Source organism: Stenotrophomonas sp. 10L48, assembly GCF_056395105.1.
Map to the genome: position 1 here is coordinate 105,544 of NZ_JBFTIX010000007.1, position 24,986 is coordinate 130,529.

23 protein-coding genes are annotated in these 24,986 nt (G+C 65.7%); 8 read left to right on the top strand and 15 right to left on the bottom strand.

Going from position 1 to position 24,986, the window contains the following annotated elements; all coding sequences use genetic code 11:
* Nucleotides 1–17 precede the first annotated feature (17 nt).
* Both AC1DCU_RS13510 and AC1DCU_RS13515 read right to left on the bottom strand, forming a co-directional pair.
* A complete protein-coding gene (locus AC1DCU_RS13510; protein WP_032974954.1) occupies nt 18–941 on the bottom strand; it encodes a hypothetical protein in 924 nt (307 codons plus the stop codon).
* A gap of 80 nt (nt 942–1,021) precedes the next feature.
* On the bottom strand, nt 1,022–2,350 hold the full coding sequence (locus tag AC1DCU_RS13515) for an NTP/NDP exchange transporter (RefSeq protein WP_032974955.1): 1,329 nt from the start codon (nt 2,348–2,350) through the stop codon (nt 1,022–1,024).
* A gap of 287 nt (nt 2,351–2,637) precedes the next feature.
* Here AC1DCU_RS13515 and AC1DCU_RS13520 point away from each other — a divergent pair, with 287 nt between their 5' ends.
* On the top strand, nt 2,638–4,038 hold the full coding sequence (locus AC1DCU_RS13520; RefSeq protein ID WP_025877795.1) for a serine hydrolase domain-containing protein: 1,401 nt from the start codon (nt 2,638–2,640) through the stop codon (nt 4,036–4,038).
* A 117-nt stretch (nt 4,039–4,155) separates the two neighbouring features.
* On the opposite strand, the gene AC1DCU_RS13525 is transcribed toward AC1DCU_RS13520, so the two are convergent.
* On the bottom strand, nt 4,156–4,914 hold the full coding sequence (locus AC1DCU_RS13525; RefSeq protein ID WP_032974956.1) for an SDR family NAD(P)-dependent oxidoreductase: 759 nt from the start codon (nt 4,912–4,914) through the stop codon (nt 4,156–4,158).
* Nucleotides 4,915–5,025: 111 nt separating this feature from the next.
* Between AC1DCU_RS13525 and AC1DCU_RS13530 the strand changes: the two genes are divergently transcribed.
* Nucleotides 5,026–5,946: a LysR family transcriptional regulator gene (locus tag AC1DCU_RS13530; protein WP_032974957.1), complete on the top strand. Its 921-nt coding sequence runs from the start codon at nt 5,026–5,028 to the stop codon at nt 5,944–5,946.
* 63 nt (nt 5,947–6,009) lie between these two features.
* Here the strand turns inward: AC1DCU_RS13530 and AC1DCU_RS13535 are convergent, their stop codons facing one another.
* Nucleotides 6,010–6,537, bottom strand: coding sequence for a hypothetical protein (locus AC1DCU_RS13535; RefSeq protein ID WP_025877789.1), 528 nt, complete (start codon nt 6,535–6,537; stop codon nt 6,010–6,012).
* A gap of 112 nt (nt 6,538–6,649) precedes the next feature.
* Between AC1DCU_RS13535 and AC1DCU_RS13540 the strand changes: the two genes are divergently transcribed.
* On the top strand, nt 6,650–7,030 hold the full coding sequence (locus AC1DCU_RS13540) for a hypothetical protein (protein WP_152543265.1): 381 nt from the start codon (nt 6,650–6,652) through the stop codon (nt 7,028–7,030).
* 283 nt (nt 7,031–7,313) lie between these two features.
* Here AC1DCU_RS13540 and gcvH read toward each other — a convergent pair whose 3' ends face one another.
* The 6 genes from gcvH to AC1DCU_RS13570 form a co-directional block, all read right to left on the bottom strand.
* Nucleotides 7,314–7,709 (bottom strand): glycine cleavage system protein GcvH, encoded by a 396-nt coding sequence (gene gcvH / locus AC1DCU_RS13545; RefSeq protein ID WP_025877788.1) that lies wholly within the window; start codon nt 7,707–7,709, stop codon nt 7,314–7,316.
* Nucleotides 7,710–7,803: 94 nt separating this feature from the next.
* On the bottom strand, nt 7,804–8,916 hold the full coding sequence (gene gcvT, locus AC1DCU_RS13550) for a glycine cleavage system aminomethyltransferase GcvT (RefSeq protein WP_032974958.1): 1,113 nt from the start codon (nt 8,914–8,916) through the stop codon (nt 7,804–7,806).
* A gap of 552 nt (nt 8,917–9,468) precedes the next feature.
* Nucleotides 9,469–9,903 (bottom strand): NfeD family protein, encoded by a 435-nt coding sequence (locus tag AC1DCU_RS13555; RefSeq protein WP_025877784.1) that lies wholly within the window; start codon nt 9,901–9,903, stop codon nt 9,469–9,471.
* A 1-nt stretch (nt 9,904) separates the two neighbouring features.
* Nucleotides 9,905–10,864: an SPFH domain-containing protein gene (locus AC1DCU_RS13560; RefSeq protein WP_025877782.1), complete on the bottom strand. Its 960-nt coding sequence runs from the start codon at nt 10,862–10,864 to the stop codon at nt 9,905–9,907.
* Between the two features lie 121 nt (nt 10,865–10,985).
* Nucleotides 10,986–11,729, bottom strand: coding sequence for a FadR/GntR family transcriptional regulator (locus AC1DCU_RS13565; RefSeq protein WP_025877780.1), 744 nt, complete (start codon nt 11,727–11,729; stop codon nt 10,986–10,988).
* A gap of 102 nt (nt 11,730–11,831) precedes the next feature.
* Nucleotides 11,832–14,723 (bottom strand): TonB-dependent receptor, encoded by a 2,892-nt coding sequence (locus tag AC1DCU_RS13570; RefSeq protein ID WP_442251824.1) that lies wholly within the window; start codon nt 14,721–14,723, stop codon nt 11,832–11,834.
* 330 nt (nt 14,724–15,053) lie between these two features.
* Between AC1DCU_RS13570 and AC1DCU_RS13575 the strand changes: the two genes are divergently transcribed.
* Genes AC1DCU_RS13575 through AC1DCU_RS13595 form a run of 5 tightly spaced genes read left to right on the top strand, consistent with a single transcriptional unit; the run spans nt 15,054 to nt 21,956 of the window.
* On the top strand, nt 15,054–16,406 hold the full coding sequence (locus tag AC1DCU_RS13575) for a polysaccharide lyase 6 family protein (RefSeq protein ID WP_234003379.1): 1,353 nt from the start codon (nt 15,054–15,056) through the stop codon (nt 16,404–16,406).
* On the top strand, nt 16,403–18,652 hold the full coding sequence (locus tag AC1DCU_RS13580) for an oligoalginate lyase (protein WP_313283501.1): 2,250 nt from the start codon (nt 16,403–16,405) through the stop codon (nt 18,650–18,652). Before AC1DCU_RS13575 ends, AC1DCU_RS13580 begins: the two co-directional genes overlap by 4 nt.
* Nucleotides 18,649–19,953: an MFS transporter gene (locus tag AC1DCU_RS13585; protein ID WP_033831792.1), complete on the top strand. Its 1,305-nt coding sequence runs from the start codon at nt 18,649–18,651 to the stop codon at nt 19,951–19,953. Before AC1DCU_RS13580 ends, AC1DCU_RS13585 begins: the two co-directional genes overlap by 4 nt.
* Before the next feature lie 51 nt (nt 19,954–20,004).
* The gene (locus AC1DCU_RS13590) at nt 20,005–20,757 is read left to right on the top strand and encodes an SDR family NAD(P)-dependent oxidoreductase (protein WP_032974965.1); all 753 of its coding nucleotides are present in this window, start codon (nt 20,005–20,007) and stop codon (nt 20,755–20,757) included.
* 14 nt (nt 20,758–20,771) lie between these two features.
* On the top strand, nt 20,772–21,956 hold the full coding sequence (locus tag AC1DCU_RS13595) for a GDSL-type esterase/lipase family protein (protein WP_442251822.1): 1,185 nt from the start codon (nt 20,772–20,774) through the stop codon (nt 21,954–21,956).
* 33 nt (nt 21,957–21,989) lie between these two features.
* Here the strand turns inward: AC1DCU_RS13595 and AC1DCU_RS13600 are convergent, their stop codons facing one another.
* The 5 genes from AC1DCU_RS13600 to nudE all read right to left on the bottom strand — a co-directional run bounded on the left by AC1DCU_RS13600 (nt 21,990) and on the right by nudE (nt 24,923).
* Nucleotides 21,990–22,292 (bottom strand): Mpo1-like protein, encoded by a 303-nt coding sequence (locus AC1DCU_RS13600; protein ID WP_032974966.1) that lies wholly within the window; start codon nt 22,290–22,292, stop codon nt 21,990–21,992.
* A 93-nt stretch (nt 22,293–22,385) separates the two neighbouring features.
* Nucleotides 22,386–22,712 (bottom strand): YnfA family protein, encoded by a 327-nt coding sequence (locus tag AC1DCU_RS13605; protein WP_032974968.1) that lies wholly within the window; start codon nt 22,710–22,712, stop codon nt 22,386–22,388.
* Complete coding sequence (gene mazG, locus AC1DCU_RS13610; RefSeq protein ID WP_442251821.1) at nt 22,709–23,545, bottom strand: nucleoside triphosphate pyrophosphohydrolase; 837 nt, start codon at nt 23,543–23,545, stop codon at nt 22,709–22,711. The genes AC1DCU_RS13605 and mazG overlap by 4 nt, the downstream gene beginning before the upstream one ends.
* A gap of 14 nt (nt 23,546–23,559) precedes the next feature.
* The gene (gene cysQ / locus AC1DCU_RS13615) at nt 23,560–24,363 is read right to left on the bottom strand and encodes a 3'(2'),5'-bisphosphate nucleotidase CysQ (protein WP_025877764.1); all 804 of its coding nucleotides are present in this window, start codon (nt 24,361–24,363) and stop codon (nt 23,560–23,562) included.
* On the bottom strand, nt 24,360–24,923 hold the full coding sequence (gene nudE / locus AC1DCU_RS13620) for an ADP compounds hydrolase NudE (RefSeq protein ID WP_025877762.1): 564 nt from the start codon (nt 24,921–24,923) through the stop codon (nt 24,360–24,362). The genes cysQ and nudE overlap by 4 nt, the downstream gene beginning before the upstream one ends.
* Nucleotides 24,924–24,986: the final 63 nt, after the last annotated feature.

The window sequence follows — 24,986 nt, forward strand, 5'->3', positions numbered from 1 at the left end:
GTATTTGCAGGGAAAATTCACTGACGCTGCGTTGCGCCCTTGGGCGCCCATCCCCTACGGGGCGTACCGTCGAGATGGGGGATTGTCCACGGCCCCGTCCCAGGCTCTTCCATTGGCGATCGTTCTTCAACAGCCAACGGCAGAAACTCGAATCTGTGCATATGCACTCTGGGATGCTCCGAGAGTCTTTCCAATGCGCCCCACTCCGAAGCACCATGGCCTGTCACCCTCACGATCACCAGCTGGATTCTGCGATAACGACGAAGCAGTCGCGTGACGACGTGACAACAATCCTCGCATGGACGCCGCTCCGTGAAGAGATACACCACTCCTTCCATCCGTCTCCAGAGCGGAAATCGATAGAGACGCCTTACGGCCAGATCAAAGTAGTTCAAGAGCAAGAATTCAGAGTCGTGATAGACCTTCTCCTTGCGCAGCCTCTCCGATCGCTTCTTAGCAAGGTGCAAGCGAGCTGCAGCCCGGGGGCTGTCCAAACGGCGGGTGGGCCGCCTGAAAGCTCTCTGGAAGTGGGGCCGAAGCCGAGGAGCGGTCAGCTGAGGAACGGCGCTGAGCCATGACTCGGCCTCCAGGTCGTTGCCTCTCCGCAGTACGTTCAACATTCCCTGTTCGTTGCAGGCGAGGACGTCAAACTCCAGGTCCTGACGGGCAACCTTGATCATCTCTGCCAATGCACGGGAACTGGGACCAATGACGTCGGTGAGAATGAGCCGACCTTCAAAACGTTGCGCGGCAAAGTTCACCAGCCCCAGATTGCCCTCCAGTTGCCTGCCCATGCTGTCTTGACCAGAAAGAGCATCCATTAGAAGGGTGCTCTCCAGAGCCCCCATTCGAAGCCGACTGACCAGGTTGAATGCATGAAATGCCCACGCCTCCAACTGACGTTCATCCAACGCATGACGCCGCGTGCTCCCATTGGGCATTCCCTTCTCCAGTAAGCACTGCAATCAAAGATCAGGCCTGAATCCATCTGCTCGCAGTGGCGGCCTGCCCCCCCCCCAAATCAACGGTCGCGCGGCAGCTTCTTCTCTTCGCGCAGCACGCCGAACGCCGCCAGGGTCATCAAGCCGGCGACGGCTACACCACCGATGAACACCACGTGCGAACCGAACAACGACAGCCCCTTGTGCAGCCAGGCGAAGGTCAGGTCGGCGCCGCGGTACACCACCGTGTCGATCGCCGCGCCGGCCTTGTAGCGCCACTGCCGGTCCACGCGGGTGTAGATGGTTTCGCGGGCCGGCTTGGCCAGGGCGAACTCGCTGGCGCGGGTCATCACCTGCACCACCGCCACCATCAGCGGCATCGGCGATGCGGCCAGCACCGAGAAGCCGATCAGGATCGCAAAACCGGGAATCAGCAACGCCGGGGCGATGCCGTGGCGCGACAGCAGCCAGCGGGTCAGCCCGAGCTGCATCAACAGCGCCAGCGCGTTCACCGCCAGGTCGATGCGCGAAAAGAAGGCTGTGGCAGCGCCTGCATCGTTGAACGAGGCACGCACGATGCTGGCCTGCTGGTTGTACAGCAAGGTGCCGACACCCACGCCGAACACCACCATGATCGCCAGCCAGCGCAGCAGGGGCTCGCGCACGATCAGCTTCAGGCCATCGAGCACGCTGCCGCCCATCGGCTGCTCACCCGACACCAGCTGCTGCTCACGCTCGCGCAGCACCGCCCAGTGGCGCAGGCGCCAGATGCACAACAGGCACACGACCAGGAAGCCGGCCGAAACCAGCATCAGGTTGGCGATGCCCACCCGCTGCACCAGCGCACTGGTGATGATCGGGCCGAGGAAGGCGCCAACAGTGCCGGCCGCACCGATGTAGCCGTAGTAGGCCCGCGCCTGCGCATTGGAGAACACATCGGCCATGAAGCTCCAGAACACCGCGACCGCAAACAGGTTGAACACGGTGATCCAGAAGAAGAACGCCATGCCCCGCCCCGGTACGCCGCTGTCGAACAGTGCGTAGAAGCCCAGCAGGGTGGCGACGAAGAAGCCGTACACCGCCGGCAGGAACACCCGCCGCGGGAAGCGGCTGACCAGCCAGCCATAGACCGGCTGCAGCACCAGCATGATCACGAATACGCAGGAGAACAGGAACTGCAGGACGAAGTCCTTCAGGGCGATGCCATGGCTGGCGAACCAGGCGATCAACGCCGCCGGGAACACCGTCTCCAGGTCGGCCGAAGCGGCCATCGCCTCGCGTACCGGCCGCAGCACGTAGTAGCCGCTGAGCAGGCAGAAGAAGTACAGAAACGACCACCACAGCGCCGGCGACTCGCGCAGCGCGGCCAGCAGGCCCTTCAGTGCCCCGCTCTCCCGCGCCGCGCTCACGCGGCTCCCCTCGCCCGCAAACGGCGGTTGGACAGCGGCATGGCAGGCTCCGGGGGCAGTGAAGCGCGTACGTTATCCAATGCACTGCAACATCGCCAGCGCAGGCGGCGCCGATGGCTGCAACGCAGTGTCACGGACTGGCCCGGCGGACACCTTGTGATACACGCTCTTCTGGCGTCAAAAATCCAACTTTTTCAACGAGATGCGCATTCATCTTCGCTTTGTTTGTGCACAGGCGAAAAGCGGCGCTAGAATCATCCCCAGCAGTCGCGCACGGGTTCCAACCGATGAAAAAGAACAGCCTGCGTCGTCCGATCCGTTCGGCGGCCACCGGTTTGCTGGGCATGTTGATGCCCCTTGCCTTGTCCACCACCGCGCAGACCCCGCCGGCGTTGCCGCCGATGCCGACCAACATCGAAACCGCCGCCGGTGGCGCCGTCGCCCACACCCAGCCTGCGGCCTACCGCACCGGGCTGGTGCCGCAGGTGCAGTTGCCCGCTGCCGGTTTCAACGTCGCCAACATCGAATCGATGGCGCAGCAGCTCACCTATGGCGAGCGCGTGCCCGGCATGGCAGTGGCCATCGTGCAGGGCGGCCGCGTGCTCAGCGCGCGCGGCTACGGCGTGACCGACGTCAACAACCCGTTGCCGGTCGACGCCCACACCGTGTTCCGCCTGGCGTCGCTGTCCAAGGCCTTCGCCGGCACCATGGCCGGCCTGCTGGTCAACGATGGCACCCTGCGCTGGGACAGCAAGGTCACCGACTACGTGCCGGGCTTCCGCCTGAACTCGCCGGAGGCCACCGACCGCCTGACCGTGGCCGATGTACTCAGCCACCGCGTCGGCCTGCCGTACAACGCCTATGACCGCGACATCGAAGGCAATGCCGAGTACTACGCGCTGACCCAGAAGCTGGCCAACACCAGCCTGAAGTGCCTGCCGGGCGACTGCTACGCCTACCAGAACGTGGCCTTCAGCCTGATCGGCGACGTCGTGTATGCGGCCTCCGGCAGCTTCTACGAGCAGTCGGTCGAACGCCGCATCTTCAAGCCGCTGGGCATGAACGATGCCAGCCTCGGCCTGGCCGGCATCCAGGCCAGCTCGCGCTGGGCGCGCCCGCACGTGCGCAGCCGCAACGGCTGGGTGTCGCTGACGCCGAAGCCGACCTATTACCGCGTCGCCCCTGCTGCCGGCGTCAACGCCAGTGCCAGTGACATGGCGCAGTGGTTGCTGGCCCATACCGGCCACCGCCCGGACGTGCTGCCGGCACCGCTGCTGGCGACCCTGCACTCCAGCCTGATCAACACACCGGGCGAGATGCGTTCGGGCTGGCGCCGCGAACGCCTGCACTCGGCCGGCTACGCGCTGGGCTGGCGCACCTTCGACTACGCCGGTCACGATGTCGTGTTCCATGCCGGCGCGGTGCAGGGCTACCGCGGCCTTGTTGCACTGGTGCCCGAGCGCGACCTCGGCATCGCCATCATGTGGAACGGCGAAAGCGGCCTGCCCAGCGGCCTGCTGCCGACCGTGCTCGACGCAGCCCTCGGGCTGCCGTCGCAGCGCTGGCTGGACGTGGACACCGACTTCGGCAGCGACAACCTGATGGCCGAGGGCGCCACCCCGGCACAGCAGGACAAGCGCAAGGGCAAGGGCGCTTCGGGCAACCGCGCGGTGGCCTCGCCGCGCTGAGCTGGCGAGCTCGACCGTAAACAGAAGGGCGGCCTACGGGTCGCCCTTTTCGCTTGTTTACGTAGCGCTGAGCGTCCCTGCCTTCACCGTTTCGTAGAATCAGGCGCGCCCGGGATGCTAGTGGGCGAAGTAGTGCATTCCGCCATCCACCGGAATCACCGCCCCGGTGATGTACCCCGCCAACGGCGACGCCAGGAACGCAACCAGGTGCGCCACCTCCTCTGGTTCGCCGAAACGCCCCATCGGGATGTTGCGGGCGATGAACTCACGCCGGCTCTCTTCGGTGGGATGCAGCCGATCCAGGATCTGCGCGCTGTTGATCCGCCCCGGCGCGATCGAGTTGATGGTGATGCCCTCGCCCGCCACATCGCAGGACAGCCCCTTGCTCCACAGATGCAGCGCCGCCTTCGCCGGGCTCGCGGCATTCACCGCACGCGGCTCCATCGACCCGCTGAGGTTGATCACACGCCCCCAGCCATTGGCCCGCATCGACGGCAGCAACGCCTGCGTCAGCCGTCGTGCCGCCGAGAAGTTCAGTGCCATCGCCTCGTCCCACACCTCGTCTGCTGCGGCCACCCCGGCCAACCGTGCGCCACCGGCCGCGTTGACCAGGATGTCCACGTGCTGCAGCGTCTGCAGCGAAGCGCTGGCGATGCGCTGCACATCGTCGGCGTCGGTCAGATCGCCCACCAACACGACGGGTACCGGTCCACCCGCCGCCTCGATTGCGGCCGCCACCGATTGCAACGGCGCCTGCCGCCGCGCGGTGATCGCCACGCGCACACCCTGCCTCGCCAGTACCCGCGCAACACCTGCGCCGATGCCGCTGCCTGCGCCGGTGACCAGCGCGGTACGTCCTTCAAGATCCAGTTTCATGTGTTGCCCTGCCAGTTCTGCCGGCCCATCTGGCCGTGCGGACATGCTCTTTGAACACCCTCGATTGATAAACTCCGGCGAGGTTTCAACATTCAGAACCCGGGGTGTCAGATGAACCTGTTGGAGAGCATGCAGGTCTATGTGCTGGCCGTGGAAAAGGGCAGCCTCAGTGCCGCGGCATCGGCACTGGACATCTCCGCGACGATGGCCGGCAAGCACCTGCGCGCCCTGGAAGAACGGCTGGGCATGCAGTTGTTGAACCGCACGACCCGTCGGCAGCATATGACCGCTTTCGGTGAGGCCTACTTCGGCCGCTGCAAAGAGATCCTGCGCCTGGTGGAGGAAACCGATGCGCAGGCCCAGCATCACCACCTGGCACCGGCGGGCACGCTGCGGATCAGTGCACCGGTGATCTTCGGCACGCATGCGCTGGTGCCGGCACTGTCGACCTACATGGACCGCTACCCCGAGGTCAGTGTCGAACTGGTCCTGACCGATCGCGTGGTCGAACTGGCCGATGAGGGGTTCGAGGCCGCCATCCGCATCGGCACGCTGGCCGACGCCACGCATCTCGTAGCGCGTCCGCTCAGCGCCTACCGGCTGACCCTGTGTGCATCGCCGGCCTATCTCACACGGCATGGCACGCCGCACAACGCGCAGGAGCTGCAGCAGCATCAATGCCTGTCGCTGGATCCTGCTGCGCTGTCGCACTGGCTGGGCAACGAAGTGGCATTGCCAGCGCCGCCTTCGGGACGGTTGCAGATCAACAACGGCGAAGCGTTGCGGCTGGCCGCGCTGCAGGGCCTGGGCATCATCCTGCAGTCGAGCCTGCTGCTGGCAGCAGACATCGATGCGGGTAGCCTGGTCCCGTTGCTGCCGGAACATGGCCGGCACGGTCGGCCCATGCACGTGGTCTATCCGCACGACCGGTATCACTCCACCCGGCTGCGCAGCTTCGTGGATTTCCTGGTCGAGCGGTTTCCCTGCGACGCAGCGGGTGAACGCAGCTGGCCAGGCGCAGGCAGCCCATAAAAAAACCCCCTCCCCGCTGGGCAGTCGGGGAAGGGGTCTCAGGGTACGGCTATCGGGAAGTACTTAGATCAGCGGTGCCGGAGTTGCCGGAAGGGCCACCGGAGCGGCCTTCTTCTTGCGGGCGGCCGGCTTGCGCTTGGCAACCTTCTTGGCAGCCTTCTTCGGGGCAGCCTTCTTGGTCGCCTTCTTCGCAGTCTTCTTCACTGCCTTCTTGGCGGTCTTCTTTGTCGCCTTCTTCACTGCCTTCTTGGCGACCTTCTTGGCCGGCTTGCGGGCAGTGGTCTTCTTGGCGGCTTTCTTGGCAGTCTTCTTGGTGGCCTTCTTGGCTACCTTCTTGACGGCCTTCTTCGCGGTCTTCTTTACGGCCTTCTTGGCAGCGGACTTCTTGGCTACCTTCTTGGCCGCCTTCTTCACTGTCTTCTTCGCCGTGGCCTTCTTGGCGACCTTCTTGGCAGCCTTCTTCACTGCCTTCTTGGCAGTCGCCTTCTTCGCGACCTTCTTCACTGCCTTCTTGGCAGCGGCCTTCTTGGCGACCTTCTTCACCGCTTTCTTGGCGGCGGGCTTTTTCTTCGCAGCTTTCTTGGTTGCCATGGTGATGGCTCCTCGTCAGTGATAGGGAGTTGAAACGCCCAGGTGGATCAAACCCGCCCATGCTGCGTGCGGGGACCGCCGGCGCGTCGGGCGCGCCGTTACGGATGCGGTGATGCCCGCCACGATCGGCGGAGCAGGCATCGGAACAGGGGTTGCCTTGCATTTCTCGAGGGGAAGCGGGGCCATCTCCACCGTCGTCAGGATCGCGGTGGTCTTCGAGGGGCTGCTTCGCATCGGACGATTGATTCTGCGCACTCGGTTTGGCAGGCAAGGTCTGCTGAGGCGAAACCTAATCACGGTTTTTTTTACTGTCAACAACCCCCGCGAAAAATTTTCACATCCGCCGCGTCCCGGAAGCCCTTCCCGCGCCTGCCGATGTTCCTCCGCGAGCGCCGGCAAACACTGCATCGCGCATCGTCGCTGCCATCAACTGCGCACGAACAGCGAAGAAAAAACACTTGAAATAAGCACTCTGCGTCATGTAGGGGCCTGAAGCGGAACGCCACGCGGCGACGCGGCCATGCATGGCAACGCACGCGCCAACGCCAGCACAACGGTCCTGCAACAAGGCCAAAAACTTTTCACATCCGGGCGCGCCGCCGCGGGGGTGGAAACGCGGATTTGCGCAAAACTGCGCACGCCTTTTGCCCGCGCTCAACACCGACTGATGCCATGGCGATGGCATGCGGCGAACCGGCCGGCATAAGTTCGAAGCCTCCTCCAAAACGAAAACGGCCACCCGAGGGTGGCCGTTTTCGTACCGGGGAAACGACGACTCAGTGCTCTTCGTCTTCCAGGCCTTCGGCGTACGCGTCCGGGTCCAGCAGCTCGTTGAGCTCGTCGCTGTTGGACACTTCGACAACGAACATCCAGCCATCGCCGTAGGCGTCTTCGTTGATGGTTTCCGGCTTGTCGGCCAGTGCCGAGTTGACCTCGACGATGGTGCCGCTGATCGGGCTGTAGACGTCGGAGGCGGCCTTCACCGACTCGACGACCGCGATCTGCTCGTTGGCCTTGGCGGTCGCGCCGACTTCGGGCAGCTCGACGTAGACCAGGTCACCCAGCAGGCCCTGGGCGTGGTCGGAAATACCGACGGTCACGCGGCCATTGCCTTCGACACGGGCCCACTCATGGGACTTGAGGAACTTGAGGTCGCCGGGGATCTCGCTCATGGGACTGCTCCAGAGATATGCAGGGGGTGGAAAAAACGGGGCTAGTGTAACCAACCGGCCGCCACTGCTGGCAGTGACGACCGGCATGTTTGGATCAGGCGTCGCCAAGCACGCCGGGCTGGGCCTGGCCTTCGCGCACGAACGGGAACTTGACCACCCGCACCGGCACCTGACGGCCGCGGATGTCGACGGTGACCTGACCGAGTTCACCGGCCGGCACGCGCGCGAATGCGATGCCCTTGGCCAGGGTCGGCGAGAAGGTGCCGGACAGGATCTCGCCCTGGCCGCCGGCAGTGGTGACCGCCTGGCCATGGCGCAGCACGCCCTTCTCATCCATCACCAGGCCGATCATCTGACGTGCGTTGCCAGCCGCCTTCTGCGCCTCCAGCACGTCGCGGCCGATGAAGTCGCGACCCTCGTCCAGCGACACCGTCCAGGCCAGCGCCGCTTCGTAGGGGCTGATCGCTTCGTCCATGTCCTGGCCGTACAGATTCATGCCGGCTTCCAGGCGCAGGGTATCGCGCGCGCCAAGACCGGCCGGCTTCACGCCGGCAGCAAGCAGGCGGTTCCAGAACGCGACCACGGCATCCTGCGGCAGCAGGATCTCGAAACCGTCTTCGCCGGTGTAGCCGGTGCGGGCGACGAACAGTTCAACGCCGTCGTCGGACTGCACCTGCAGCGCGGCGAAACGGCCGAGCTTGCCCAGCGACTCACGGTCGGCTTCGCGGGCCAGGCCGATGACGATGTCGCGCGCCTGCGGACCCTGCACAGCGAGGATCGCCAGGTCTGGACGCTGTTCGACCGAGACGTTGAACGGCGCAGCCTGCTCGCGCAGCCACGCCAGATCCTTCTCGCGGGTGGAGGCGTTGACCACCATGCGGAAGAAGTCGTCGCCCAGGTAATAGACGATCAGGTCGTCGATGACGCCGCCCTGCGGATTCAGCATGCACGAGTACAACGCCTTGCCGGTGGCCTTGAGCTTGTCGACCGAGTTGGCCAGCAGGCGGCGCAGGAACGGCTTGACCTGGTCGCCGCGCAGGTCGACCACGGTCATGTGGCTGACGTCGAACACGCCCGACTCACGACGCACCAGGTGGTGCTCGTCCAGCTGCGAGCCGTAGTGGATGGGCATGTCCCAACCCCCGAAATCGACCATCTTGGCGCCAAGGGCGCGGTGGGTATCGTTGAGCAGCGTCTTCTGGGTCATGACCGGGTCCGGCAGCAGAGGAAACAAGAACGCGCATTATCCCAGATCGGTCGGCCGCAGGTCGCGCCGCAGCGCAGCGGGGGGATGTTGGCCGGCCTGCGGCCGGCGGGCGCTTTCTACAAGCCAGGCAACGGCAACGGCCAAAGCGTATCGGCTCGGCGACGTCTGTGGGCTGGTGGGGCGATGTGGGGTTGCGGGACGCGCCGCAAGTACGTCCGTGTAGGCTCGTAGGCGCCATCCATGGCGCCTGCGGTCCCTCCACCCCACACCGCCCCACCCCGACAGGTTCCCGATGACGGGACGGAAGGCAAGAGCGGTTGTGGATGTCGATACATATATGGAGAGAAGTGTCGAAGCCATTGCCTGCGGAAAGGGATCCGACCCCGGGCACACAGAGCGCAGCGACCGGCGGGGGTGTCCGCGGCATGGATGCCGCGGCCAAGCCTACAAGGACGTACTTGCGGCGCCCCCTGCACAGCCCACCCGCCCGACCCAACCCAGCATCTGCTTTCAGCGACCACACACGAGGGGCTGCGCCGTTGGCTGGAAACCCTAGGCGACCGCCTCGACCACCAGCGCACTGCCCTGCACCGCCACCACCCGCACCAGCGTGCCGGCCGGCAGCTCCGGCCCACTCACCTGCCACGACGCGTCGTCGATGCTGACCCTGCCCTGCCCGGCAACGATGGCCTGCTGCAAGGGCACCACCCGCCCGACCAGTTGTTCAGCGCGGCGGTTCAGCAGCGGCGCGTCACTCTGCCGCGCGCGCGGCTTGCCCCAGTGCCGGTAGCACTGGATCGACAGCACGCTCAGCACCACGAAAGCGACCACCTGCCACAGCACCGGGATATCGGCGAACACCGCTACCAGCGCGAACACCGCCGCCGCACCGATGCCGATCCACAGCATGAACGCGCCGGGCGCCAGCGCTTCGGCGGCGAACAGCAGCAAGGCCAACGCACCCCAGGCAACGACTTCCCAGCGCATGTCAGCCTCCGATCGGTGGCGGCCGCTTTGCCGGCGGCCGGGTTTCCTGGTTGGACAGGGCCTGCTTGGCCAGCTCGGCCACGCCGGCGATCGAACCAATCACTCCGCTGGCCTCCATCGGCATCAGCACCAGCTTCTGGTTCGGCGACGTGGCCAGTTCCTTGAACGCTTCCACATACTTCTGGGCGATGAAGTAGTTGATGGCCTGGACGTCGCCGTCGGCGATCGCCGCCGACACCACCTGGGTCGCCTTGGCTTCGGCTTCGGCCAGGCGCTCGCGTGCTTCGGCGTCGCGGAATGCGGCCTCGCGCCGCCCCTCCGCCTCCAGCACCGTAGCCTGCTTCTCGCCTTCGGCACGCAGGATCTCAGACTGCCGCGAACCTTCCGCCTCGAGGATCTGCGCGCGCTTCTCGCGCTCGGCCTTCATCTGCCGTGCCATCGCATCGAGCAGGTCGCGCGGCGGCTGGATGTCGCGGATCTCGATGCGGTTGACCTTCACGCCCCACGGGTTGGTCGCATGATCGACCACGCTGAGCAGCTTGGCGTTGATCACCTCGCGCTGGCTGAGCGATTCATCCAGGTCCATCGAGCCGATCACGGTACGGATGTTGGTCTGCACCAGGGCGATCATCGCCACTTCCAGCACCGATACCTCGTAGGCGGCCTTGGCCGCGTCCAGTACCTGGAAGAACACCACGCCATCGACGCGCACGGCGGCGTTGTCCTTGGTGATCACTTCCTGGCCGGGCACGTCCAGCACCTGTTCCATCATGTTCACCTTGCGCCCCACCCCGTAGACGATCGGGATCAGGAAATGCAGGCCGGGCGACATGGTGTGGGTGTAACGGCCGAACCGCTCGACGGTCCATTCATAGCCCTGTGGCACCATCCGCACTGCCTTGAACAGGATGACCACGGCCACGAAGGCCAGCACCGCGCTGAAGAACATGGTCGGGAACATCGCGCTTTCCTTATGGGAGACGTCCGGAGCCCAGCATAGCGCGCGGATGCAGGCGGTGCGGGTACCGCACGTTCCAGCCGAAAGCAGCCGAGCGTGGCCCGGCGCTGCAGGATGAACCCGCTCAGATCCGGGTCGTGGCCAGGAAGCGCTCGCGGTCCTGCTGGGTCTGCCGGCGGATCTCGGCCAGCGCCTGGCTTTCGGTCGCCTCCAGCATCGCCTCGAACAGGCGCTGGAAGTGATGGCGCATCGCATTGCGTGCAGCGACGGGATCGCGCGCGCGCAGCCCCTCGAAGATCGCCATGTGCTCGTCGGCGCGGCTGGCACCATCGTCATGGCACACCCGTGCGTAGACCTCGGTCACCCGCGGCAGCTCGCTGCGCATGCGCCAGATCTGCTGCACGAAATACTCGACCACCGGGTTGCCCGAGAGGCGGGCGATGGCCAGGTGGAAGCGGCGGTCGTAGTCGCCGGCCTCTTCATCGGTAAGGTCACGACGGCACAGCGCTTCAGCCAGCACCTGCAGCTCGGCGATGCCGGCCTCATCGATATTGCTTGCCGCCAGCGCTGCAGCTTCCGCTTCGAACACGGCACGCGCCGCGGTCAGGTCGAAGGCGCTGATATCGGGCAGCCCGCCGGCAGCCTGGGCCGGGCGCGGCTTCACATAGACGCCCGAACCGATACGGATCGCGATCCAGCCCTGCGCTTCCAGGGCGATTTCCGCCTCACGGATGGTGACCCGGCTGACGCCGAAGCGTTCGGCAAGTTCACGTTCGCCCGGCAGGCGCGAACCCGACGGATATTCGCCATCCTCGATCAGCTTGCGGAGCTTGGCGGCGATGGTCTGGTAGAGACGGTTGGCGGACATGCGGCTGACCCTTGGCGGTTCCCTCCGGGCCCGTCCCCGGCCACCGGGCACGGTGCGGGTCCGGTTGGAGCGACGGCGCGACCATTGGCCGCGCCGCCCTGTTCAGAACTTGTATCGTACACCGAAATACGCGCGCCGCCCGTAGCTCACCACCTCGCGGAAATTCCCGTAAAGCGGCTGGTACGCCACGCGTGGCTCGTCGGTCAGGTTCATCAGTTCCAGCGACAGCGACAGCTGCTTGTTCACCCGGTAACGCAGGCGCAGGTCGACGCTGGTGTTGTCATCGTAGTAGCGGTTCTGCTGCGCCGTGTTGCCGGTGAAGTCCTGGTAATAGTGCGAACGGAACTTGCCGATGGCCTGGATGTTGAAGCGGCCCACATCCCAGTAGAGGGAACCGGACAGCACATGCCGCGAGAAGCCGCTCAGGCCGGCCGGCGGAACGATGGCCGGAATGATCGATCCATCGGCGGCCAACTGCTCGCCCAACCGCGAATCCTGCGTCTGGTAGTCGGCGTCGGCATAGTTGTAGCTGACCTTGAAGCCGAGGCCATCGAACGGCTTGGGCAGGTACGAGAACCGGTGGGTGGCACTGAGCTCGATACCGGTCAGGGTGCTGTCTTCATCGGTGGTCACCTGCTGGCGCACCGGCACGGTCACCGTCTGTCCGTTGAGGGTGTAGGTCTCCGGCACCAGCGCGGTGGCGGTGCCGCCGTTGAACTGCTTCCAGTACACCGCACCGGCCAGCAGCGTATCCGGGTTCGCATACCACTCAAGCGAGACATCGCCGTTCCAGGACATAAGCGGCTGCGCAGCCGGATTGCCGCTGGCACTGATGTCGTCCAGCGCGTCGGCCAGGCCCGTATAGGTGGCATCGCTGCTGACATTGATGGTTCGCCCGGCACCGAGTGCGGCGATATCCGGGCGTGACATCGCCCGGTACGCGCCCAACCGCAGCAACAGGTCCGGCTTCAGCTCGAATGCGGCATTCAGGCTTGGCAGCAGCTTGTCGTTGCCAGCCTTGAACACCTGGGTGGTGAAATCACCAGTGGGTTGCAGGCGGATCGTGCCGTCGCCGTTGTCGATGACCGCCAGGTCGGTGCGCACGCCTTCCGAACGCACGTCGGTCTTGACCCAGCGCAGGCCGACATTGCCGGTGACCGGCAGGCCGAACAGCGTGCTGCTGAATTCACCCATCAGGTACAGCGCGCGGGTTGTCTCGGTCACATCGACGTTGTTCGGGTCCTGGAAGTCCGGGTCCAGGCCACTGTCGCTGGTGCCGCGGAAGGACGCGTAGAGGCAGCTCGGATCGAAGTACGCCCACGAGGAGATCGTATTGCCGCTGGCCGCATCCATGAAATCGTCCTGCGGGAACGGTGCACGGCAGGCACGGTTGGCGGCAATGATCTTCGCCTTGTCGGCCGCTACGCGCTGGTCGTAGTCGGTCACCAGGGTGTTGTCGCGCAGCCGGTAGTCGGCCTGGCTGGCGCGCACGCCGCCCTTGATGCGGGTGAAGAAACCGGACTCGGGCATGAAGCTGGCATCGAAGCGGCCGGCCTTGATCTTGTGGTCGTTCTCGGTCGCGCTGGAGGTCACCCGCGCCGCGCCGGTGTAGGCGTCCCAGTTGTTCGGGTCGAAGTTCGGCGCCAGCGCCACGCTCGGCACCTCGCCATGCCAGTCCCAGTCGTAGTCGACATAGCCGGTGGCGCCGCTGCTGATGCCCGGCACGATGGCATTGTTGACGTCGCGCTGGTTGGCGCGCAGCCGGGTCATGCGCTCGCTGTCCAGGCGGTTGGTATGCGAATAGGAAAGATCGGTGGACAGCTCCCAGACCGGGCTGGGGCGCAGGATCAGATTGAGGCCACCACCGGTGTATTCCTCGCCGCGCCAATAGCGGTTGGAGGTCGAATCGATGGAAGTGCTGCCATGCAGGTGGCGGACGATGCCGTCCTCGTCCACCTCGCGCTGGGTGATGCCGCGTCGTGCATTGGACAGGCTCAGGTCGCTGCGGTCCTCGTCCCAGTTGCGCTCGGTATGTTCGAAATCGAGGTTGACCTCGACCACGTCGTTGGGCCGCCATTGGATCGCCGCGAATTCGCTCTGGCGATCATTGCGCTCCTGCTTCAGGCGATAGATGCGGCTGCTTGGCACCAGGTAGTACGGCGCGCCGTTGGCGATGGCCTGGGCGCTGACTTCATTGCAGTTGGCATTGGCCACGTTCTGCCTGCCATCGCAGGCATACCAGGTGGAGCCGCTGGTGATGCTCTCCTCCGGATCGGTGCCCTCCAGCCGCTGGATGCCCAGCGAGATGCCGAGCTTCTGGCCGTTGCCGAATTCGAACTGGTCGATGTAGCTGGCGGTACCGCGATAGCCGATGCCATCGTCGTCGCGGTACTTCTTGTCATACTCGGCCCAGCTGCCGCGCAGATCGATCTGCGCCGAGCGCTTGCCGTACTCCAGCGGCTTGACCGTCTCCAGCCCGATGGTCCCGGCGACACCGCCTTCGATGATGTCGGCACGCTGGGTCTTGTAGATCGCCACCGTATTGATCAGCTCGGCCGGGAACATGTTGAAGTTCACCGAGCGGTCGCCGCTGCCGTTGGTGATCTCGCGGCCGTTGAAATTGGTGCTGCTGAGGAAGGCGCCGAGACCACGGATCGAGATTTCCGATGCGCCGGTCTTGTCGCGGGTCGAGGCGGCACCGGTCAGCGTTTCGATCGCATCGGCCAGTGATGGCGCGGGCAGGTCGCCGATGTCGTCGGCCGACAACACATCGGCGATCACCGTGTCGTCGCGCTTCTTGTTGATCGAGCTCTGCATCGATTCGCGGATGCCCGTGACCTGGACCTGGTCCAGGGTGGTGGCGTCCTGCCCGGAACCGCTGCCGGCAGACTGCGCCTGCACGGCCGGCGAAGCCGCCAGCGCAGCGAGCAGTGCCACGATCAGCGGTGTGGGTGACAACGGTGTACGACGTACAACTCCGGCTGGTTGCCGCATGGTTTTCCTCCTCCCAAAGGATCGCCCGGACGGTAGGCGTGGGACGCAGCTTCGACACGCCGACACAGAAATGTCAACCAACTGGACTGGATTTTTCGTAATACCTTTGATTCAGACCGGTTGCCCGGCATTTCATGTGCTGATGCAGCATGACTTTGCGCGCAACGTGGCTTACAACACACCTACCAAGTGGTATGCACACCCACTCCGAAACCGCGGCATCGCCGTCTCTGGAAGGACTTCATGCGCATTCAACCGACTTCGCACCGCCTTTCGAAACCCACCCTTGGATATTGCCTGGCAATTGGACTGGCAACCTGCCTGACCAGTTTGCCGGCGAACGCTGCGAGCTGGCTGGTCCATGATGCCGCCGAGTTCGCCACCGCCGCTGCCGCACTGCAACCCGGCGATGAAATCGTGCTGGCCGATGGCACCTGGACCGATGCGCGCCTGCTGCTGAAGGGCCAGGGCACCGCCGCCGCACCGATCGTGCTGCGCGCGCAGACGCCGGGCAAGGTGATCCTCAGCGGGGGGTCGGACCTGCGCCTGGCCGGCAGCTACCTGCAGGTCTCCAACCTGGTATTCCGCAACGGCTACACCCCGGGCGACGCCGTGGTGGCGTTCCGCGAGTCGAGCAAGGCAGTGGCCAGCCACAGCCGCGTCACCGGCCTGGTCATCGATGACTACAGCAACCCCGATGGCAGCGACCAGGACTACTGGGTGTCGCTGTACGGCAGCAACAACCGCCTCGACCACAGCCAGCTGCGCGGCAAGACCAACGCTGGCCCGACGGTGGTGGTGGTGCGCGATGCCACCCAGGGCCTGGACAACCAGCACCGCATCGACCACAACTGGTTCGGCCCGCGGCCAGCGCTGGGCGTCAATGGCGGAGAGACGATCCGTGTAGGCACCAGCGACACCTCGCTGAGCGATTCCAACAGCACGGTGGAGAACAACTGGTTCGAGGGCTGCGATGGCGAGACCGAGATCGTCTCCAACAAGTCCGGCGGCAATACCTTCCGCGGCAACGTGTTCTATCGTTCGGCCGGCGCGCTGACCCTGCGCCATGGCAACGGCAACCGGGTGGTCGACAACCTCTTCCTCGGCGACGACAAGGCCGGCACCGGCGGCGTGCGCATCATCAATGCCGACCAGACCGTCAGCAACAACTACTTCGAACGGCTGGCCGGCTCCAGCAACCGCTCGGCACTGGCGGTGATGGATGCACAGGCCAATCCGCCGTTGTCCGGCTACGCGCCGGTGGTCAACGCGACCATCAGCCGCAACACCTTCGTCGACGTGGCGAAGATCAGCTTCGGTGTGGGCCATGACGAAACCAAGGGGATCGTGGTTGCCGCCAGCAACAGCCACTTCAGCGGCAACCTGATCGTCAACCGCACCAGCAAGAATCCACCGAATGCGGCCAGTTCGCTGGCCGGCATCGCCTTCAGCAACAACGTGCAGTCGCCGCAGGCCAGCAGCGTATTCCCGGGCGGGGTGAGCAGCGCCAGCATCACCCTGCAGCAGGCCGCCAGCGGCCTGTGGGTGCCGGCAACGCCCCTGCCCACCATCGGCGCCGATCCGGCGCTGGCAATGACCCCGCGCGAACAGACGGGGGTGGACTGGTATCCCAAGGTGGGCGAGGTTGCCCTGTCACGCACCAGCACCGGAGTTGATCGATGAGGTTGCAGCCACTGTCCCTTTGTTCCCACCGTCTGGCGATCGCCCTCGCCCTGGCCGCTCCCTTCGCCCTGTTGCCGACGGCACCGCTGCATGCGGCACCTGCCGCAGCCGCGCGACAAGGCGATACCGCGCCGGTACTGGTGACCGCCGCGCAGTGGCAGCAGATGGCCAGCGAAGGCAGCCGCTATCCGTGGTTCGCCAAGGAACAGGCGCGTACGCAGAAATCGCTGCAGAAGATGATGAAGGCCGGCATCGACGTGCCGGTGCCGAAGGACAAGGGCGGCGGTCGCACCCATGAGCAGCACAAGCGCAACTACCAGGCACTGCTGGCCGCCGGCACCCTGTACCGGCTGACCGGCGACAAGGCCTATGTCGCCTATTCGCGCGACATGCTGCTGCAGTACGCCAAGCTCTACCCGACCCTCGGCCCGCATCCGGAAGGACGCGGACAGATTCCCGGCCGGGTGTTCTGGCAGGTGCTCAACGATTCGGTCTGGCTGGTCAACGCCATCCAGGGCTACGACGCGATCCGCGATGCGCTGTCGCCGCAGGATCGGCAGACCATCGAATCGCAGGTGTTCCGGCCGATGGCCGAGTTCCTGGCCAGCGAGCCGAAGAACTACGACCAGATCCACAACCACGCGACCTGGGCGGTGGCCGCCACCGGCTTGACCGGCTACGTGCTGCGTGATCGCGAACTGGTGGAGAAATCGCTGCGCGGCAGCCGCAAGGATGACCAGTTCGGTTTCCTGCGGCAGATCGACCTGCTGTTCTCGCCCGATGGGTATTACGAGGAAGGCCCCTACTACCAGCGCTATGCGCTGGCGCCGTTCCTGCTGTTTGCCAACGCGATCGAACGCAACGAGCCGCAGCGGAAGATCTTCGCGCGCCGCGACGGCGTGCTGCTGAAGGCGGTGGACGTGCTGGTGCAGACCAGCTACGACGGCCTGTTCTTCCCGATCAACGATGCGATCCTGGACAAGGGCATCGATACCGAAGAGCTGGTGGCTGGCATCGGCATCGCCTATGCGCAGGCCGGCGATGACCGTCTGCTGTCGGTCGCCCAGCAGCAGAAACGCCTGCTGCTGTCGCCGGAAGGGCTGCAGGTGGCGCAGGCGTTGGCAGCCAACAAAGCCAAACCGTTCGACTACCGGCCGATGCTGCTGCGCGACGGCCCGGACGGTGAACGCGGCGGCCTGGCGATCCTGCGCATGGGTGGCGAACGCGGCCAGGCGCTGGTGCAGAAGGACACCATGCAGGGCATGGGCCACGGCCACTTCGACAAGCTCAACTGGCTGTTCTACGACAATGGCAACGCCGTGGTGACCGACTACGGCGCGGCGCGCTTCCTCAACGTGGAAGCCAAGCGCGGTGGCATCTATCTGGCCGAGAACCGCAGCTGGGCCAAGCAGACCGTGGCCCACAACACGCTGGTGGTGAACGAGCAGAGCCACTTCAAGGGCGACTGGAAGCGCGGTGAGGAACTCGCCCCGCAGGTGCGCTTCTTCCAGGCCGACGCAGATACCCAGATCGCCTCGGCGACGATGCGCGATGCCTATCCGGGCGTGGTGTTCACCCGCACCCAGGCACTGCTGCGCCACCCCGAACTGGGCCTGCCGGTGGTGCTGGACCTGCTGCAGGTGCACGGCGACAAGGCTGCACGCTACGACCTGCCGCTGCACTTCAACGGCCACATCGTCACCACCGGTTTCGAGGCCGAGCATTTCCCTGCCCAGCGCCCGGTGCTCGGCAGCGACAACGGCTACCAGCACCTGTGGCTGGACGCACGCAGCAAGGCCGGCAGTGAGCCGCGCACGCTGGCGTGGCTGCTCGACGGACGCTTCTACACCTACCGCTTCGGCAGCAGTGCGCCGGCGCAGGCGTTGCTGGTGGAGAGCGGTGCCAATGATCCCGAGTTCAACCTGCGCCGCGAACCGGCGCTGCTGCAGCGCGTGGAAGGACAGAAGGATGTGACCTTCTTCAGCGTGCTGGAGCCGCATGGCGAGTACAACGGCACCGCCGAGTACGTGCACGGTGCCGACAGCCGCATCAAGCAGATCATCCGCACCCGCGGCAATGATGCCGAGGTGCTCGAGCTGCGCCTGGCCAGCGGCGCCCGCATCGCACTCGGCGTGGCCGACGACAGCGACGCGAAGGGCGAACACAGCGTGACGGTGGATGGCCATGCCTACCGCTGGAGCGGCAGCCATGCGCGCATGGACCGCAGCAAGGGTGAGGCACGATGAACGGCCCCTCGGCCGTGGCCACGCTGCGCAAGGTGCCGGTGCGCTCGGCCGTGCGCTGGCTGATCGTCGGCCTGATCGCGGTGGCCACGGTGATCAACTACATCGACCGCAATGCACTGGCGGTGATGTGGCCGGAGATCGCCAGGGAAGTCGGCGCGACCAAGGACGATTACGCACTGCTGGTGACCGTGTTCATGCTGTTCTATGCCGCCGGCCAGTTCCTGTTCGGGCGCCTGTTCGACATGATCGGGACGCGGCTGGGGTTCGCGTTGTCGATCAGTGTGTGGTCGATCTCGATCGCGCTGCATTCGGTCACCCACTCCATGCTCTCCTTCAGCGTGGTGCGGGCGATGCTGGGCATCAGCGAAGCCGGTGCCTGGCCCGGCGCGGTGAAAGCCAATGCCGAGTGGTTCCCCGCGCGTGAGCGTGCCCTCGCACAGGGCATCTTCAACGCGGGCGCGTCCATCGGTGCCATCGTTTCGGCGCCGGCCATCGCCGGCCTGTACCTGTGGCTTGGCTGGCGCGGCACCTTCGTACTGGTCGGTGCACTTGGCTTCCTGTGGCTGTTGCCATGGCTGTTCGTCTATCGCGCCGGCCCGGACAAGCATCCGTGGGTGAGTGACGCCGAGCGGCGCCTGATCATGGAAGACCAGGCTGGCCAGCAACGCGTGGATGCACCGAAGGTCAGCGTGCGTTCGCTGCTGGCCCACCGGCAGAGCTGGGGCATGCTCGCCTGCCGTTTCCTGCTGGATCCGATCTGGTGGCTGTTCGTATCGTGGCTGCCGATCTATCTGGCCGAGACCTTCGGCTTCGACATCAAGCAGATCGGCCTGTTCGCCTGGGTGCCCTTCGTCGGCGCCATGCTGGGCAGCCTGAGCGGCGGCTGGCTGTCGGGGCGCCTGATCAATGCCGGCCAGAGCGTGGACCGTGCGCGCAAGCTGTCGATTTCGCTGGGCTGCGTGATCATGGCACCGGCCCTGCTGGGCGCGGTACTGGCCAACCAGCCGCTGTTTGCGGTGCTGGCGATTGCAGCAGTGCTGTTCGGTTTCCAGATCGCCATCGGCAACATCCAGACCCTGCCCGGCGATCTGTTCGATGGCCGCTCGGTGGGCACGCTGGCCGGTCTCGGCGGCCTGGCCGCCGTAGCCGGAACGTTGATCACCACCTGGCTGGTACCGGTGCTGACCCGCCATTCCTATGCACCGATCTTCATCCTCGTCGCCGCACTGGTGCCGCTGTCGCTGGCCGCGCTGTGGTGGTGGACCGGACCGATCCACAAGCTCGACCGCACCGACGGTTGAGCCCCCCCCCCCATTTCCTCGCATTCCCCCGCAAACCAAGGAGTTTCCCGCATGTCGTTCCAGGACAAGGTGGCCATCGTCACCGGTGGTGGCCGTGATATCGGCCGTGCCGTCTCGATCAAGCTGGCTGCGGCCGGTGCACGCGTCTGCCTCAACTACGCCAACGACGAAGCCAGCGCGCAGGAAACGCTGGCGCTGATCAAGGCGGCCGGTGGCCAGGCCATCGCCCACCGCGCCGACGTCACCGATCCCGCCGCCGTGGCCGGCTTGGTCGCAGCAACGCAGGCTGCATTCGGCCAGCGCATCGACGTGCTGGTGAACGTGGCCGGCGGCATGGTCGAGCGTCGTCCGCTGGCCGACATCGACCCGGCGTTCTTCCACAAGGTCATCGACCTCAACCTGACCTCCACCTACCTGACCACCCACGCGGTGGTACCGCACATGGGCGAAGGCGCGGCGATCGTGAACTTCGCCTCGCAGGCCGGTCGTGATGGCGGAGGCCCTGGTGCGGCGATCTATGCCACTGCCAAGGCGGCTGTGATGACCTTCACCCGGGCCATGGCCAAGGAGCTGGGGCCGAAGGGTATCCGCGTCAACGCACTGTGCTGCGGCATGATCGCCACCCGCTTCCATGACGAATTCACCAAACCGGAAGTGCGTACGGCGGTGGCCGGCGCGACGCCGCTGCGTCGCCAGGGCCTGCCGGAGGAAGCCGCCGATGCGGCGGTCTACCTGGCGTCGGCAGCGGCAGCGTTCATCACCGGTGCCAATCTGGACGTCAACGGCGGCACCTACTTCTCCTGACCGGATCGAAGCCCATGCAGCGCTGGATCACCCTGCTTTCCCTGGCCATCGGCACCGCCGTGGCCGCCCCCGTGGCGCTGGCCGCACCGGTCTGGGTCACCGCCTGGACCGCTTCGCCCGCGCCTGACCGCAAGGATGGCAGCGCTGACGCGCCCGTGCAGTTCGCAGCGCAGACCGTGCGCCAGGACATGCGCCTGGGTAGCAGGGGCGATGCGCTGCGGCTGCGCATCAGCAACGAACTGGGCACCACGCCGCTGCATGTGGAAGATGTACGGGTGCGCCTGAAGGATGGCAAGGCGGCAGCGCTGCCGGTCACCGTCGATGGACGCACGTCCATCGACGTACCGGTGGGCGCAGCGCTGCTCAGTGATGCACTGCCCTTGCGGGTTGCCGCCCTGCAGGAGATCAGCGTGACCGCGTACTTCCCGCAGCCCACCCGCCCTGCAGTGCGCCGTACGGTGGTGCGGGTGGTCGACGGAAAGCAGGACGCGGTGGCCGACAGCGTGCGCGTGGGCTACCAGCAGAACGTGTTCTCCGCGGTACTGGTGCAGCGCGCGGACCGGCCGCAGGTGATCGTGGCCCTGGGTGATTCCATCACCGAGGGCGCGACGGCCTCGCGTGGCTCGTTCAACCAATGGCCCGAGCGCTTGGGCCAGCGCCTGCAGCAGGCGTGCCCGGACCGCTTCGTGGTGCTCAACCAGGGCATCAGCGGCAACAAGCTGCTGGACCATGGCCGCAGCCACAGCGCGCTGTCACGGCTGGATCGCGACGTGATCGCAGTGGCCGACGCCGACCAGGTGATCCTGTTCGAAGGCATCAATGACATCCGCCACGGTGGCGGCGCACAGCCGCTGCCGGGACGCAGCGCGGCAGACATGCTGCTGGGCTACCGCCAGGTCGCCGCCCGGCTGCATGCACATGGTATCCGCGCTCATCTCGGCACACTGACGCCCTTCGGCGATTCGGAGCGCTACGAACCGGTATCGGCCACCACCCGCACCGCGATCAACCAATGGGCGCGTGGCCAGGACACCGGCTTCGATGGCGTGGTGGATTTCGATGCAGCCCTGCGTGATCCGAAAGAGCCGGAATCATTGCCGGCGGACATCACCCGCGATCATCTGCACCCGAACGACGAGGGCTATCGGCGCATGGCCGACGCGATCAACCTGGCGGCGGTGGGCTGCAACGTGCGTTGAGTCGTACGGCGCCGGCCGGCGCGCACGGCGAGATCACCACTTCACCCTGCCACGCAGGATGTCGGCGAACATCACCCAGTCACCGATGAACGAATACAGTGGATGACGAAATGTTGCAGGGCGGTTCTTCTCGAAGAAGAAGTGACCGACCCAGGCAAAGCCGTAGCCGCAGGCCAATGCCGCCAACAGCAGCAGCGGCTGTCCGCGCAGTGCGGCGATGGCGACCAGCAGCAGTACGCCGCAGCTGCCGATGAAGTGCAGGCGTCGTGATGTCGTGTTGCGGTGCTCGCTGAGGTAGAACGGATAGAACTCGCGGAAGCTGGCGAAGCGGGACATGCGCGTGCTCCGTTCGTTGAAGGTGCCGAGCCATGCCCGGCTGTTGTTGCCACAACAACGGTCGAGCATTGCTCGACTCTACACCTGCCCGGCTTACCCCGGTTGCCGCGGCCCGAACATGATCACCGCCATGCCGGCCAGGCAAAGCGCAGCCCCCAGCATGTCCCAACGGCTGGGACGGATGCCATCGACGAGCCACAGCCAGAACAGCGCCGTGCCGATGTACACGCCACCGTACGCTGCGTACACGCGTCCGCTGGCGGTCGGGTGCAGGGTCAGCAGCCAGGCGAACAACGCCAGGCTGGCCGCCGCCGGCAACAGCAGCCAGATACTGCCACCCTTGCGCAGCCACAGCCACGGCAGGTAGCAGCCGATGATCTCGGCCAGCGCGGTCAGCAGGAACAGACCGAGCGTTTTCACGCTTTTTCGGTGGCCTTGGCGTGCTGCCAGAGCGCTTCCTGCGCATCCAGATCGAGTGCGGCCAGCGAATCGCCTTGTGCCTCGGCCTGCGCCTCCATCGAACGGAAGCGACGTTCGAACTTGTGGTTGGCCCCACGCAGCGCGGCACCCAGATCGATGTCCGCATGGCGCGCCAGGTTGGCGCACACGAACAGCAGGTCACCCAGTTCCTCCTGCAGGCGCGCCTTGTTGCCCACGATGTCACCGCGTTCGAACTCTTCGCGCAGTTCCTGCAGTTCCTCGGCCGCCTTGTCCAGTACCGGCAGCGGACCGGGCCAATCGAAACCCACCTTGGCCGCGCGCGACTGCAGCTTCACCGCCCGCTGCCATTCCGGCAGGCCACGGGAGATCCCGGCCAGCGCCGAGGTGTCCTTATCGCCCTTTGCCGCGCGCTCGGCACGCTTGATCGCGTCCCAGTTACGCATCACGCCGTCGGCATCCTCGACGCTGACATCGGCAAACACATGCGGGTGCCGCCGCTGCATCTTGTCGCTGATCGCGCGCGCGACCTCGGCGAAGGCAAACGCACCCTGTTCTTCAGCCATGCGCGCATGAAACACGACCTGCAGCAGCAGGTCACCCAGTTCATCGCAGAGGTCGTCGAGGTCGCCCCGATCGATCGCGTCGGCCACTTCGTAGGCTTCTTCGATCGTATAGGGGGCGATGGTGGCGAAGTTCTGTTCCAGGTCCCAGGGACAGCCACCCTGCGGGTCGCGCAGGCGCGCCATGATGGCCAGCAGGCGCTCCAGCTCCGCGCTGGCGTTGCCGGTGGCAGGGGTTTCGTGCGTGCTCATGCGTTTCTCCTGGATCAATCGGACAACCAGTCCCGCCACGGCAGGCTGGTATCGCCCAGCGCCATGAAATCGCCGTTCAACAGYGTCGGCCGGCGGTTGTAGCGGAACGGCTTGCCGGTCCCGACCGAGAGCACCGCGCCACCGGCCGCGTGCAGCACGCACTGGCCAGCAGCGGTATCCCATTCGGAGGTCGGGCCCAGCCGCGGATAGACATCCAGTCCGCCTTCGGCGATCCGGCAGAATTTCAGCGAAGAGCCCTGCACCACGGTCTCGATGTCGCCCATGCGGGCCAGCAGGGCATTCGTCTCCGCTGAACGATGCGAGCGGCTGGCGGCGACGCGAAGGGGCGCAGTCGCAGGTGTACGGGTACGCAGCACGGTGTCATGCACACCCTGCCGGCGATACGCCAGCTCGCCTCGCATCGCGTGCCAGACAATGCCGGTGACCGGCGACTGGACCACGCCGAAGGCCGGGGCGCCCTGGTAGATCAGCGCGATGTTGACGCTGAACTCGCCATTGCGCTTGACGAAATCGCGGGTGCCATCAAGCGGGTCGACCAGCCAGTACGCGCCCCAGTGCTGACGCTGCTCCCAGGGCACCAGCGGCGACTCCTCCGACAGGATCGGCAGGTCCGGTGTCAGCTGGCGCAGCCCCTGCTGGATCACCCGGTCGGCGGCAAGGTCGGCAGCGGTGACCGGGCTGTCGTCGTCCTTGAGTGTCACATCGAAACCGTTGCTGTAGACCTGCATGATCGCCTGCCCGGCTTCCTGGGCGATGGCGATCGCGGTTTCGCGCAGTTCCGTGGTCAGCTTGATCATCGTGCTCCCTGCAGCCACTGGCGGGCGATGAACAGCGCCGCCAGCGAACGCCCTTCGGAAAAGTCCTCGCGCAGCATCAACTGGTCCAGATCGGCCAGCTTCCACGGCACCACTTCCAGTTCCTCCGGCTCGTCGCCGGCCAGCTTCTCCGGATACAGGTCGCGCGCGACCACCAGCCAGGACTGATGGCTCATGTAGGTCGGCGCCAGGGTCATCGCGCGCAGCACGTCGACCCGCCGAGCGCCATAGCCGGCCTCTTCCTTCAGCTCACGGTCGGCGGCCTGCTCCGGCGTTTCGCCGGCATCGATCCGGCCCTTCACCAGGCCAAGCTCGTAGCGGTGCATGCCGGCCGCGTATTCACGTACCAGCAGCACGGTTTCTTCATCCAGCATCGGCACCACCACCACCGCGCCATGGCCACGGCTGACCAGGCGTTCGAAGCGGCGGCGTTCGCCGTTGGAGAACTCCAGGTCCAGGTGCTGGCGCTGGAAGGGCCCGTTCTCCTCGTCGGTGATCCGATGGATGATCGGCAGAGGACGCCTTGCGCGGTCATCGTTCACGCGGAATCTCCGGGGCAGACGGCGCGTGCGCCGAGGCCGATAGAATGTGCAGGCAGCAACATG